The sequence below is a fragment of the Methylobacterium litchii genome (genome assembly GCF_038442315.1).
GTDB classification, from domain to species: domain Bacteria; phylum Pseudomonadota; class Alphaproteobacteria; order Rhizobiales; family Beijerinckiaceae; genus Methylobacterium; species Methylobacterium litchii.
Genome location: NZ_JBBXMY010000001.1, coordinates 55,050 through 67,437 on the forward strand (window position 1 = coordinate 55,050; position 12,388 = coordinate 67,437).

12 protein-coding genes are annotated in these 12,388 nt (G+C 69.7%); 4 read left to right on the forward strand and 8 right to left on the reverse strand.

Translation table 11 applies throughout. From position 1 onward, the window contains the following. Window positions 1–111: 111 nt before the first annotated feature. Window positions 112–1,389 carry a polyhydroxyalkanoate depolymerase gene (locus AAHF99_RS00295; protein WP_342162161.1) on the forward strand — a complete coding sequence of 426 codons (1,278 nt, stop codon included), beginning with the start codon at window positions 112–114 and terminating at the stop codon, window positions 1,387–1,389. Between the two features lie 12 nt (window positions 1,390–1,401). Here AAHF99_RS00295 and AAHF99_RS00300 read toward each other — a convergent pair whose 3' ends face one another. From AAHF99_RS00300 to tsaE, 4 genes are all read right to left on the reverse strand, one after another. Further along, entirely contained in the window at window positions 1,402–1,620 is a 219-nt protein-coding gene (locus AAHF99_RS00300) for a hypothetical protein (protein ID WP_342162162.1), read from the reverse strand. 140 nt (window positions 1,621–1,760) lie between these two features. Next, on the reverse strand, window positions 1,761–2,543 hold the full coding sequence (locus AAHF99_RS00305) for an SDR family NAD(P)-dependent oxidoreductase (protein ID WP_342162163.1): 783 nt from the start codon (window positions 2,541–2,543) through the stop codon (window positions 1,761–1,763). Between the two features lie 42 nt (window positions 2,544–2,585). Further along, window positions 2,586–3,329 (reverse strand): nucleotidyltransferase family protein, encoded by a 744-nt coding sequence (locus tag AAHF99_RS00310; RefSeq protein WP_342162164.1) that lies wholly within the window; start codon window positions 3,327–3,329, stop codon window positions 2,586–2,588. Between the two features lie 26 nt (window positions 3,330–3,355). Further along, on the reverse strand, window positions 3,356–4,930 hold the full coding sequence (tsaE, locus tag AAHF99_RS00315; RefSeq protein WP_342162165.1) for a tRNA (adenosine(37)-N6)-threonylcarbamoyltransferase complex ATPase subunit type 1 TsaE: 1,575 nt from the start codon (window positions 4,928–4,930) through the stop codon (window positions 3,356–3,358). A gap of 195 nt (window positions 4,931–5,125) precedes the next feature. Between tsaE and cynS the strand changes: the two genes are divergently transcribed. Beyond that, on the forward strand, window positions 5,126–5,614 hold the full coding sequence (gene cynS, locus AAHF99_RS00320) for a cyanase (protein WP_243956051.1): 489 nt from the start codon (window positions 5,126–5,128) through the stop codon (window positions 5,612–5,614). 6 nt (window positions 5,615–5,620) lie between these two features. On the opposite strand, the gene AAHF99_RS00325 is transcribed toward cynS, so the two are convergent. The 4 genes from AAHF99_RS00325 to AAHF99_RS00340 form a co-directional block, all read right to left on the reverse strand. Beyond that, the gene (locus AAHF99_RS00325) at window positions 5,621–5,773 is read right to left on the reverse strand and encodes a hypothetical protein (RefSeq protein WP_243956052.1); all 153 of its coding nucleotides are present in this window, start codon (window positions 5,771–5,773) and stop codon (window positions 5,621–5,623) included. Window positions 5,774–5,874: 101 nt separating this feature from the next. After that, window positions 5,875–8,127 (reverse strand): xanthine dehydrogenase family protein molybdopterin-binding subunit, encoded by a 2,253-nt coding sequence (locus AAHF99_RS00330; protein ID WP_342162166.1) that lies wholly within the window; start codon window positions 8,125–8,127, stop codon window positions 5,875–5,877. 7 nt (window positions 8,128–8,134) lie between these two features. Continuing rightward, the gene (locus tag AAHF99_RS00335; RefSeq protein WP_342162167.1) at window positions 8,135–9,142 is read right to left on the reverse strand and encodes an FAD binding domain-containing protein; all 1,008 of its coding nucleotides are present in this window, start codon (window positions 9,140–9,142) and stop codon (window positions 8,135–8,137) included. Then, complete coding sequence (locus AAHF99_RS00340) at window positions 9,139–9,666, reverse strand: (2Fe-2S)-binding protein (RefSeq protein WP_243956060.1); 528 nt, start codon at window positions 9,664–9,666, stop codon at window positions 9,139–9,141. Before AAHF99_RS00340 ends, AAHF99_RS00335 begins: the two co-directional genes overlap by 4 nt. Window positions 9,667–9,880: 214 nt before the next feature. Between AAHF99_RS00340 and AAHF99_RS00345 the strand changes: the two genes are divergently transcribed. Both AAHF99_RS00345 and AAHF99_RS00350 read left to right on the forward strand, forming a co-directional pair. Continuing rightward, the gene (locus tag AAHF99_RS00345; protein ID WP_342162168.1) at window positions 9,881–11,269 is read left to right on the forward strand and encodes a M20/M25/M40 family metallo-hydrolase; all 1,389 of its coding nucleotides are present in this window, start codon (window positions 9,881–9,883) and stop codon (window positions 11,267–11,269) included. Window positions 11,270–11,377: 108 nt separating this feature from the next. Then, the gene (locus AAHF99_RS00350) at window positions 11,378–12,250 is read left to right on the forward strand and encodes a transporter (protein ID WP_412759808.1); all 873 of its coding nucleotides are present in this window, start codon (window positions 11,378–11,380) and stop codon (window positions 12,248–12,250) included. Window positions 12,251–12,388 lie beyond the last annotated feature (138 nt).

Below are 12,388 nucleotides of genomic sequence, written 5' to 3' on the forward strand. Positions count from 1 at the left end.
GGATGGGGCGAGGCGCCGCGCCGTTACGGCCCCGTTCAGGGGGAACCATCATCTTGAGCGTGGGGTTGCCGCTTTCCAGACGGGGCGAGCCCCGTTGCCGAGGGATCTCCCATGCTGCTGGCCTATGGATTGTTCGAAGGCGCGCGGATGATGATGGCTCCGGCGCGCCTCGCAGCCGACCTCACCCGCTACAGCATCAAGAGCCCGGCCAACCCGCTCGCCTACTCGCCCTACGCCCGCTCCATCGCGGCGGGCTGCGAGATGTTCGAGCGGGTGACGCGGCGCTACGGCAAGCCCGCCTTCGGTTTCACCGAGACCGTCGTCGAGGGCCAGACAGTGCCCGTGACCGAGCGCGTCGTCTCGGAGCGTCCGTTCTGCCGGCTGATCGCCTTCGACCGCGCCTTCCGCACCCCGCCCGCCGAGCCGCAGCCGAAGCTTCTCATCGTCGCGCCGATGTCGGGCCACTACGCCACCCTGCTGCGCGGCACCGTCGAAGCGATGCTGCCGAACCATCAGGTGTTCATCACCGATTGGACCGACGCGCGGATGGTGCCGCTGCTCGCCGGGCCCTTCGACCTCGACACCTACATCGACTACCTGCGCGACATCTTCGCCGAACTCGGGCCGGACCTGCACGTCATGGCCGTGTGCCAGCCGGCCGTGCCGGTGATGGCCGCCGTGGCGCTGATGGAGGCCGAGGACGAGCCGCACGTCCCCGTCTCGATGACTCTGATGGGCGGGCCCATCGACACCCGCCGCTCGCCCACCGCCGTGAACTGCCTCGCCCAGGAGCGCGGGCAGGAATGGTTCGAGCAGAACACGATCAGCCTCGTGCCGCCGATCTATCCGGGGGCCTTCCGGCGGGTCTATCCCGGCTTCCTGCAATTGTCGGGCTTCATGGCGATGAACCTCGACCGGCACGTCACCGCCCACACCGACATGTTCGACCATCTGGTGCGGGGTGACGGCGATTCGGCCGAGAAGCACCGGGACTTCTACGACGAGTACCTCGCGGTCATGGACCTGACCGCCGAGTACTACCTGCAGACCGTGCAGACCGTGTTCGTGAACCACGCCCTGCCGAAGGGGGAGATGGTCTCGCGCGGGGTGCCGGTGGACCCGGCCGCCATCCGCCGCTGCGCCATCCTGGCCGTCGAGGGCGAGAACGACGACATCTCCGGCGTCGGCCAGACCAAGGCCGCCCTGGACATGACGCCGAACCTGCCCGCCGCCCGCAAGGCGTACCACCTGCAGGAGGGCGTCGGGCATTACGGCGTGTTCAACGGCTCGCGCTACCGCGCGATCATCGCGCCGCGCATCGCGTCCTTCATCCGTGAGATGGCCGCCGAATCGACCCGGCGGCCGGTCTATCTCCGCAGCGTCGGCTGAGGCGCGGGCGCCTCAGGCCGCCTTCGCCGCCGGCTGCGCGGCGGGGCGCGGGCCGAACAGGGTCCGGTAGAGGGCGCCCGGCGTCACGGAGCGCCCGTCGCCGTCGATGATCGCCACCTCCGCGAGGCCGGCGGCCGACAGGCTCATGGCCTGATCCAGGGCCGCCAGGAGCGAGGCATGGCGATGGTCCCGGCGGCCGACGGCGCAGCGGGCAGTGACGGTGTAATGCACGGGTGGGATTCCTGGGCAGGCGGGCGGCGCACCTGTCGTGGCCGCCGCCGCCTCCGTCGCCCGCAATAGCGGCAAGACGTTGCCTTAAAGTTGTCCCGCCGGCGATACTGTCGAAAATTCCGCGAATTCTGTTTCCGGCATCACCCGTTGTGCCCACGCAGGGCCGGCAGGCCGATGCCGGTGGCCTCGAAGCCGCCATCGACGGCGACCACCTGCCCCGTCACGTAGGACGCCTTCTCCGAGCACAGGAACACGATGACGTTCGCCAACTCGCTCTCCAGCCCGTAGCGGGCGAGCGGCACCGCGTCGTGGTAGGCGGCGCGGATCTCGGGGCTGTGAACGGCCTTGGCCATGGCGGTGTCCACCGGGCCGGGGGCGACGGCGTTCACGCGGATGCCGTGCTGGGCGAGTTCGACCGCCTGCTGCTTGGTGAGCTGGGCGAGCCCGGCCTTGCTGGTCCCGTAGGCGACCCGCAGCGTCGAGGCGCGCAGGCCCGAGATCGAGGTGAGGTTCACCACCGCCCCGCCGCCATGGGCGGCCATGAGGGGCGCCGCCGCCTGGGTGCAGAGGAACGGCCCCGACAGGTTCACGGCGAGCACCTTCGACCAATCCTCGAAGGTCGTTTCCAGGAGCGGCTTGAAGATCGCGATGCCGGCGTTGTTGACGAGGGCGTCGAGGCGGCCGAACCGCTCCTCCACCTGTCGGACCGCCGCGCTCACCTGCGCCGGATCGGAGACGTCGGCCACGATGGCGAGCGTCGCGTCGGGCTTGGCGAGGCGGCCCATCGTGGCCTCCAGGTTGCCGCCGTCGATGTCGAGGAGGGCGACCTTCCAGCCTTCCGCGAGGAAGCGTTCGACGCTGGCGAGACCGATGCCCCGCGCCGCGCCCGTCACGAGGGCAATACGATCCTGCGTTTCCTGCATAGTGCGATCTCCGTCGCGGGGTGGGCCCGGTGGCCCTTGAACTCACGGAATCCGGGTGCTGGCCCGGACCCGCTCCTCGGCGGCACGGATCGCCTCCGGGGTGCCGACATGCAGCCATTGCCCGTCGAGGCGCATGCCGAAGAGCCGTTCCGAGGCGATGGCCTTGTCGAACAGCCGGTTGAGGGAGAAGGCGCCCTCCGGCGTGTCCGCGAACAGGGCGGGCTTCAGGATCGCCACGCCCGCGTAGATGAAGGGGGCGACCTTGCGCTCGCCGCGCCGTTCCAGGCGCCCGTCCGCCGCCATCAGGAAATCGCCCGCGCCCTCGTAGCCGAGGCTCGTCGTGGTGGGCGCCACGAGGAGGAGCGCGTCCATGCGCGCGCCGTCCCAAGCGGCGATGAGGCGGGACAGGTTCGGCTCCGGGCCTTCGAGCCAGAAGGAATCGGAGTTCAGCACCACGAAGGGCGCCGCGCCCATCAGCGGCAGCGCCTTACGGATGCCGCCGCCGGTCTCCAGCAGCGCCTCGCGCTCGTCCGAGACGGTGAGGCGCGGCGGTCCCGTCCTGCGGGCGAGATGCGCCTCGATCTGCTCGGCCAGCCAGTGGACGTTCACCACCGCGTCCGTCAGCCCGGCCTCGGCCGCCCGGTCGAGGGCGTGGTCGAGGAGCGGCTTGCCCGCCACCGCCACCAGGGGTTTCGGCAAGGTGTCCGTCACCGGCCGCATCCGCGTGCCGAGGCCGGCGGCCAGCACGAAGGCGCGGGTGATCGGGGTCTCGGGGGCGTCGCTCATGCTCGTTGTCCTGGCCGTCGCGCGGGTCAGGCCTCTGGGTTGTCGCCGACGGTGCCGGGCAGGTGCCGCTCATGCCAGTCCCGCACGGCCGCCAGCGCCGGATGGGCGAGGTTGCGGGCGAGGTAGCCCTCGATCCGCGGCAGGTGGGCGAGGTAGCCGGGCTTGCCGTCCCGCCGGTCGAGCCGGGCGAAGATGCCGAGGATCTTCGTCGCGCGCTGCGCCGCCAGCAGCGCGTAGGCGGTGGCGAAGGCGCCCATGTCGAAGTTCGGATCGCGGGCGCGGCGCTCGCGGACATAGAGGCCCAAGAGCCGCAATTCGAAGTCGGCGCTGGCGTCGACGCGGGCATCCTGCAGCAGCGAGGCGACGTCGTAGGCCGGATGGCCCATCACCGCGTCCTGGAAGTCGATGACGCCGACCCGCTCCAGACCCTCCCGGTTCGGCAGCCAGATCAGGTTGGGGGAATGGTAGTCGCGCAGGGTCCAGGTCGGGCGGGCGGGGACGGCGCCGTCCAGCGCCTCGCGCCACAGGGCGACGAACTCGTCGCGGACCTCCTGCGTGAGGCTCACGCCCCGGATGGCGGGGGCGTACCATTCCGGCAGAAGCTCCGCCTCGAAGAGCAGCGCGTCCTTGTCGTAGGGCGGGATGACGTGGTCGATCCCCTCCGCCACCGGCAGCACGGCAGGCAGGTCGGTGGCGTGGAGCTTGGCGAGCAGCCGCACCGCCTCCGCGTAGCGCTCCGGCCGAGGGGCGCCGTTCTCGATCACCGGCTCGCTGCCGAGGTCTTCGAGGATCAGGAGCCCTTCGGTCAGGTCCTCGCCGTAGACCTTGGGCGCCGAGAAGCCGAGCGCCCGCAGACCCCGGTCGAGGGCCACGAAGGCGTGGACGCTCTCCGCGAGGTGGACGATGGCCGAATAGGGCTTGCCGTCGCGCACGGGCGGACCGTCCGCCCGCGCCGGGGAGATCATCAGCACCGCCGTGGTGCCGTCGGGCTTACGCAGGCGCTCGTAGGCGCGGGACGAGGCATCGCCCTGCATCAGGATGCGCTCGGCATCGTCCCAGCCGGCGCGGGCCAGGAGCTTGCGCACCGCCCGCGCCCGGTCGATGCGGGCCTGCATGCCGCCGAAGCCCTCGATCCGGGCGAAGCGCGAGCCCTCGCCGAATTCCGGCCGCAGGGCCAGGGTGACGGAGAGGAGGGGCCCGCCCTGGGCCGGCATCTTCTCCGGCCACTCGACCAGGGTGATCGCCCCCTCGGCCATCTCCTCGAAGCCGAGTTCGACCAACTCGTCCGGGTCGCGCAGCCGGTAGAGGTCGGCATGGACGATGGAGCGCCCGTCGCGGGCCGTATAGGGCTGGACCAGGGTGAAGGTCGGGCTCGGCACTTCGAGGGCGGGATCGCCCGTCAATTCGCGGATGATGGCGCGGGCGAGCGTCGTCTTGCCGTCCCCGAGGCCGCCCGAGAGCGCCACCCGGTCCCCCGGCAGCAGGAACTCGCACAGGAACAGGCCAAGGTCCTCGGTCGCCATCTCGTCGGGCAACACGAATTCCCAGGCGGATTCCGCCTCGCCGGATTCCTCGCGTACGTCCTGATCGTCGCCGCCCAAAACCACCTCCGCGAGCTTGCACGCATGGTCCGTAAAGCAGGGACCGATGCAAGCCCAATCCCGCCGCCGCGCTGGTAACGCGACGGGGCGGTGCAGGGAAAGCACGCCCGCAACTCCCGGTCCAGGCTGGCACGGGGCTTGCCACGGCGGAACGCCGTGACACCAACGAAGGCACGTCACGGTGCGGAGGACAGGATGAAGCGCGAAGACCTCACCGAGAAGCTGCTCGATATCAAGCGGGAAAAGGGCTGGAGCTGGAAGTACATTCACGAGCAGATCGGCGGCCTGTCGCCCTTCCTGATCACCGCCGCCTGCATGGGCCAGATGAAGCTGCCCAAGGCGCAGGCGAAGCGTGCCGCCGAATTGTTCAGCCTCACCGAGGCCGAGGAGCGCATGATCAACGAGGCGCCCTATCGCGGCTCGATCCCGTCCATGCCGCCGACCGATCCGCTGATCTACCGCTTCTACGAGCTGGTGATGGTCTACGGCACGACCTTCAAGGAGCTGATCCAGGAGGAGTTCGGCGACGGCATCATGTCGGCCATCGACTTCAACATGGACATGGCGCGCGAGGCCAACAACAAGGGCGACCGCGTGAAGCTGACCATGTCGGGCAAGTTCCTGCCCTACAAGTATTACGGCAACGACGAGGGCACGCCGGAATACGGGTTCAAGGAGGGCTGAGCCCGTCTACCGGGACGCCGTCACGCTGAGCATCGGCAGGGTGACGCTCAAAGTCGCCTCGGGCTCCTTCGGGGGTCCGAGGCTCGCCAGGGCGGCGAGGCCCAGCGCCAGCGTCAGGGCGAGGAGCGACGTTTCGAAGCCGCGATAGACCCATTCCATCGTCACCTCCCGCGTTGAGATCCGAGGATCGGCGGGAAAGGTTACGATCCGGCTTACCGGCCGGCCCCTCCCCCGCGAGGAGGAGGGGCCGGACTCTCAGGTCAGAGCAGCTTCTCGATGGTGATCGGCATGTCGCGGACGCGCTTGCCGGTGGCGTGATGCACCGCGTTGGCGATGGCCGCCGCCGTGCCGACGATGCCGATCTCGCCGACGCCCTTCACACCCAGCGGGTTCGCCTTGTCCTCCTCGTCCACGAAGATCACGTCGAGGTCGTGGATGTCGGCATGGGCCGGCACGTGGTACTCGCCGAGGTTCCGGTTCATGAACCGGCCGAGCTTGTGGTCGAGCATCGACTCCTCGTGGAGCGCCGAGCCGATCCCCATCACGGTGGCGCCGATGATCTGGCTCCGGGCCGTCTTGGGGTTGAGGATCTTGCCCGCCGCGATGGCCGAGACCACCCGCGTCACGCGGACCTGACCCAGTTCCTCATCGACCTTCACCTCCACGAACACCGCCTGGTGGGTGAAGCACTCGAACTCCTTGGCGAAGTCCGAATCCGGCCCGGCCTCGCCGACCACCTCGATCCGGTCGAAGCCGCCGGCCTTCATCGCGTCCACGATGGCCACCGAGCGGGACGGATCGTCGGCCAGCGCGATGCGCCCCTTCGAGAAGACCACCCGCTCGAAATCGGCGTTGGCGAGGGGCGAAACGTCCATCTGCCGGGCGAGCACGAAGACCTGGGCCGCGATCTCGCGGCAGGCCTTCATCGCCGCCGTGCCGGAGGAGGCCGCCGTCCACGAGCCGCCGGCGACAGGAGCCTCGGCCAGCGACGTGTCACCGAGCTTCGTCGTCACGTCCTCCATCGTGAGGCCCAGCGTGTCGGCGCCGATTTGGGTGAGGATCGTGTAGGTGCCGGTGCCGATGTCGCCCGTGGAGTTGCCGAGTTCGAGCTTCCCGTCGCCGGTCAGCACCGCGCGGCACTTGGAGGGCATCATCAGCGCCTCCCAGATGCCGGAGGCGACGCCCCAGCCGACGAGCTCGCGCCCGTCGCGCATGGAACGGGGCTCGGGGGTGCGCTTGGCCCAGCCGAACCGCTCGGCGCCCTGCGTGAAACAGGATTTCAGCGCCTTCGAGCCGAAGGGCTTGTCCTCGATGGGCTCCCGGTCGGTGTAGTTGATGAGCCGCAACTCGATCGGGTCCTTGCCCAGCTCCTGCGCCAGCTCGTCCATGGCGCTTTCCAGGGCGAACAGGCCGGAGACCGCGCCGGGCGCACGCATATCGCCGGGGGTCGCCGTGTCGATCTTGGCGAGCTTGTAGGTGAGCTTGACGTTGTCGCAGGCGTAGAGCGTGCCCGACCAGTTGACGATGTTCTCCTGGTAATCCTCGTAACGCGAGGTGCCATGCACCGCATCGTGCTTGAGCGCCTGGAGGGCGCCGTCCTGGCCCGCGCCGAGGGAGACGGTCTGCACCGCCTCGGCCCGGTAGGTGAAGCTCCACATCTGCTCACGGGTGAGCACGATCCGCACCGAGCGGTCGAGGTCGCGGGCCGCGAGCATCGCCAGGAAGGCCTGGAATTGCGGGCGCAGGCCCGATCCGAAGCCGCCGCCGAGATAGGGGTTGAGCACCCGCACCTGCTCCGGCTTCAGGCCGAAGGCGCCGGTCAGGTATTGCTGCGTGTTCGCGACGCCCTGGACCTTGTCGTAGACCGTGAAGCTGCCGCCCGGCTCCACCACCACCGTCGTGGCGTGGGGCTCCATCGGGTTATGGTGCTCGTTGGCCATCCGGTACTGCTGGTTGACCCGGATCGGCGCCTTGGCGAAGGCCCCGTCCGCATCCCCCCACGGCTCCGGCGGCGGCTTGATGCCGTCGCGCTTCTTCGGCGGGTCGTAGGCCTCGCCGATGAGGGCATCGATGTCCGTTTTGGGCGTCTCGGCCTTGTAGGTGACCTTGACGAGGGAGGCGGCGTAACGCGCCGTCTCGAAATCCTCGGCCAGCACCACCGCCACCGGCTGGCCGGAGAACAGGATGTTCGCGTCGAAGAGCGGGCGGTAGGGCACGCCGGGGGGGCCGACCATGTCCTGGTAGGACTTCGGGTCCGCGGACATGTCCGGCCGGTTCTCGTGGGTGAGCACCTTCACGACGCCCGGAACGGCCTCGGCCTTGGCGGTGTCGAGGCCGGTGATCGTGCCACGGGCGATCGTGCTCGTGACGACATAGCCGTGGACGAGACCTTCGGCGGTGAACTCGGCGGCGTATTTGGCGAGGCCGGTGACCTTGGCGGGGCCATCGACGCGGCTGCGCGGGCTGCCGACATGCCGGTCACTGCCGGCGGCGGGGCTGATCTGAATGGTCATCGGGACCTCACTGAATGCGCTTGTCGCTGAGCGACTGGGGCGTGCCGGCGGCGGCCTGTTCGAGGCCGCGCACGATGGCCCGCCGGGCGAGTTCGATCTTGAAGCCGTTCTCGGACTGAGGCTTCGCCTCGGCCACGATCATGTCGGCGACCTTGGTGAAGGTCTCCCGCGTGGCGGGCTTGCCGGCGAGTTCGGCCTCGGCCTGAACGTTGCGCCACGGCTTGTGGGCGACGCCGCCCAGCGCCAACCGGGCGGTCTTGATCGTGTCGCCATCGAGGTCGAGGGCGGCCGCCACCGAGACCAGGGCGAAGGCGTAGGAGAGCCGGTCACGCAGCTTCAGGTAGGTGTAGTTCTGCGCAAAGCCCTGCTCCGGCAGATCGACGGCCACGACGATCTCGCCGGGCTTGAGGGTCGTGTCCTTCTCGGGCTCGTTCCCCGGCAGGCGGTGGAACTCGGCGAAGGGGATCGTCCGCTCGCCCTCCGGCCCGCTTACCTGCACCGTCGCCTCCAAGGCACTAAGCGCGATGCACATGTCGGACGGATGGGTGGCGATGCACTGGTCGCTGGTGCCGAAGATCGCGTGGATGCGGTTCACGCCGCCGATGGCCGGGCAGCCCGAGCCGGGCTCGCGCTTGTTGCAGGGCGTGCCGGCATCGTAAAAGTAGTAGCAGCGGGTGCGCTGGAGCAGGTTGCCGCCGGTCGTCGCCGCGTTGCGCAGCTGTGCCGAGGCGCCGGCCAGGATCGCGTTGCGCAGGAGCGGGTAGCGCTCGGCGACGCGGGAATCGTAGGCGACGTTCGCGTTGGTGGCGAGCGCGCCGAGGCGCAGGCCGCCGTTCGTCTCCTCGATGCCCTTGAGGGGCAGGTGGGTGATGTCGATGAGCCGGCCGGGCTTCTCGACCTCGTACTTCATCAGGTCGAGGAGATTGGTGCCGCCGGCGATGAAGCGGGCGCCGGCCCCGAAGGCGCCGACCGCCTCCGCCACCGTGCCGGCGCGGACGTATTCGAAGCGGTTCATCGTGCGCCCCCCTGGTGCATCACGTCCTCGATGGCATCGACGATGTTGGTGTAGGCGCCGCAGCGGCAGATGTTGCCGCTCATCGCCTCGCGGATTTCCTCACGGCTATGGGCGTGGCCCTCTTCCATCATGCCCACCGCCGAGCAGAGCTGGCCGGGGGTGCAGTAGCCGCACTGGAAGGCATCGTGCTCGATGAAGGCTTCTTGGATCGGGTGCAGGGCGTTGCTGCCCTTGCGCTCGCCGAGGCTCGCCAGACCCTCGACGGTGGTGATCTCGGCGCCGTCCTTCATCACCGCGAGGGTGAGGCAGGAATTCACGCGGGTGCCGTTCACCAGCACGGTGCAGGCGCCGCACTGGCCGTGATCGCAGCCCTTCTTGGTGCCGGTGAGGTCCAGGCGCTCGCGCAGGAGGTCGAGGAGGGTGGTCCAGGGCGTGACCTGCAACTCCCGGCGCTGGCCGTTGATGGTGAGCGTGATGCCGATGGGCGTGTCCGCCGAGACCGGCGGACTCTGTTCGAGCTGCATGGCGTCGTCCGCGAAAGGGGCCGGCGGCGCCGGCGGGAATGACGAAGGTTCGGCGGCGGGGCGCATCGCGATGGCCCGTGCACGACCGGTTCCGTCGATAACCATTCCAAACTGAGCCTGTTCCGAAGAGGGAGCCCCTGCGACGGAAGGGCATTGCCGCCCGGCGCCGGCCTCGGCTAACCCTGCGCCTGTCCCCGACACGGCGGAGAGAGCGATGGCCGGACTCGACGCGATCCTGAACGACATCGACGCGGATCTCGACAACGCGCTCGAACGGCTCTTCGCCTTCCTGCGCATCCCCTCGATTTCCACCGACCCGGCCTATGCCGGCCAGTGCCGCGAGGCCGCCGCGTGGCTGGCCGCCGACCTCACCGCGCTCGGCTTCGCGACCAGCGTGGAGGAGACCTCCCTTCACCCGGTGGTGCTGGCCCACAAGCCGAAGCCGGGGGCGCCGCATGTCCTGTTCTACGGCCATTACGACGTTCAGCCGGTCGATCCGCTCGACCTCTGGACGCACCCGCCCTTCGAGCCGCGCCTCACAGACGACGGCAAGGGGGGCCGGAAAATCGTCGCCCGGGGCGCCTCGGACGACAAGGGTCAGGTGATGACCTTCGTGGAGGCCTGCCGGGCGCATCTCGCGATGGCGGGCGAACTGCCCTGCGGCGTTACCATCCTCATCGAGGGGGCCGAGGAAAGCGGATCGCAGGGGCTGCCGGAATGGGTCGCGGCGAACCGCGACCGGCTCGGCTGCGACGTGGTCCTCGTCTGCGACACGGGGATGTGGGACCCGCGGACGCCGCAGATCACCTCGTCGCTGCGCGGCCTCTGCTACTTCGAGGTGAAGGTCACCTGCGCCGACCGCGACCTGCATTCGGGCTTCTTCGGCGGCGCCGCGCGCAACCCGATCCACGTTCTGTCGCGCATCGTCGCCGACCTGCACGACGCGGACGGCCGGGTGACGGTCCCCGGCTTCTACGAGGGCGTCCACGAGCGCCCGGCCGAGGTGATCGCGCAGTGGCGCGGCCTCGGCATGAGTGCGGAGACGCTGCTCGGCCCCATCGGCCTCAAGGAGCCGGCTGGCGAGAAGGGGCGCCTGCCGCTGGAACTGGTGCAGTCGCGCCCGGCCTGCGACGTGAACGGCATCTGGGGCGGCTACACCGCCGAGGGCACCAAGACGGTGATCGCCTCCACCGCCTCGGCCAAGGTCTCCTTCCGCCTCGTGGACGACCAGGACCCGGCGGCGCTCGCCACAAGCTTCGAGGCCTTCGTGCGCGAGCGGGTGCCGGCCGATTGCTCGGTCGAGATCGTCACCTACAAGGGCTCGCGGGCGATCAGCCTGCCCTTCGACATGCCGGAACTCGCCACCGCCAAGGCGGCCCTCGAGGCCGAATGGGGCGTGCCCGCAGTGACGGTGGGCGCGGGCGGCTCGATCCCGATCGTCGGCGACTTCAAGCGGCTGCTGGGCAAGGACACGCTGCTCATCGGCTTCGGCCTCGACGACGACCGCATCCACTCACCGAACGAGAAGTACGACCTCACGAGCTTCCACAAGGGCACACGTTCGTGGGCGCGGATCCTCGCCGCATTGGGCGAACGGGGCTGAGCCGGCCCGTGCCATAGGGCACGCTGCCGGCTCGTTCCCCCGCTCCGGCCGGATGAATCCGCGAAGCGTAGCCGTCTCATCGAACAGGGACGGGACGCGGAGGCGTGAATGCGGACGAGGGCGAAGCGGGCCACGGCGCTCGGGATGGGCCTGGGTGCGGCCCTGGCGGCGGGCGGGGCGCAGGCGGGCTCGGCGGCCCAGCCGGGCCAGACCATTGGCCTGCCGACCGGCGCGCAATTGCCGGTCGGCCTGTATTTCGTGAACCTGTCGAGCTTCGGCGTGCGCGACACCGCGCCGGCCTCGTCGGAGTCGAACGTCAACCTGCCGACGCTCGCCCTCGCGACGCCCTGGACGGTGCTCGGCGCGCGGGTCCAGTTCTTCTTCACGCAGCCGGTGGCGGCGGCGAGCCCGCGCGGCGGGCCCTACCAGAGCGGCATCGGCCAGCAACTCCTGGCCGGCCAGCTCGCCTGGGACCTCGGCAACGATTTTGGTGTGAGCTACCTGTTCGGCGGCTACCTGCCGATCGACACCCGCTTCCTCACGCAGGAAGCCTCGCTCTCACACCGCTTCGCGGCGAGCTACACCGGCAACGGGTTCAACCTGACAGCGAACCTGCTCTACGGCACGTTTCTGAACGAGCGCTCGCCCTTCGGCGTGCTCTACCCGGACTATCTGAACCTCGACCTCACCGCGACGAAGAAGTTCGGCAAGTTCGAGATCGGCCCGGTGGCCTTCGGCTCCACCGACCTGCCGACGGCCGTCGCCGGCTACCGGCGGCAGGGGCAGATCGCGGTGGGCGGCCTCGTCGGCTACAATTTCGGGCCGGTGAACCTGCAGGCCTACGTCACCCGCGACGTGATCGAGCGCAACTACGGCGGCTACGAGACCCGCGGCTGGCTGCGCGCCATCGTCCCCCTCTACCAGGACAAAAAGGACGTCGCGCCGAACCGCACCCTCGTGACGCGGGAACAGGGCGGGTAGGGCGCCGTCCGGCAGTCCTTCCGCGCGCAGGGACCGTCCCCCGTGGCAAACCCCGCCCTTGCACACGGAGCGACGGCGGAGGTCGTCGGAGGCCACTCGCGCCTCCCCACGATCCTCACACGCGAAGAGTGTCCTGCG